This is a genomic window from Cohnella sp. GbtcB17 (assembly GCF_019091135.1).
Lineage (GTDB): Bacteria > Bacillota > Bacilli > Paenibacillales > Paenibacillaceae > Cohnella.
This window is the reverse complement of the sequence record NZ_JAGXJW010000406.1, coordinates 1-243: the sequence shown is the minus strand read 5'-3', so window position 1 is coordinate 243 and position 243 is coordinate 1. Positions and strand designations below refer to the sequence as shown.

1 protein-coding gene is annotated in these 243 nt (G+C 69.1%); it reads left to right on the top strand.

All coding sequences use genetic code 11. The features are described 5' to 3' along the window. On the top strand, window positions 1-243 hold a 243-nt coding region (locus KVT38_RS34045; RefSeq protein ID WP_217598122.1), incomplete at both ends, for a DHH family phosphoesterase.

The window sequence follows — 243 nt, the reverse complement described above, 5'->3', positions numbered from 1 at the left end:
CGCTGGCGGCCGTCGTCGACACCCACCGGGCGTCGATGGTCGCCGAGCCCAAGCAGCTCCAGCAGACGGACCGGATCGTCAACGTCGACCACCCCCGGCGCAGCGAGGAGTTCATCGAGGATGCCGTGCGCGTCTACATGGAGCCGTACGCCACCTCGACCTGCGAGCTGGCCACCGAGCTGCTCCTATACATTCACGAGCGGGTCGTCCACGACGTGCGCGAAGCGACGGCGCTGCTCGCCG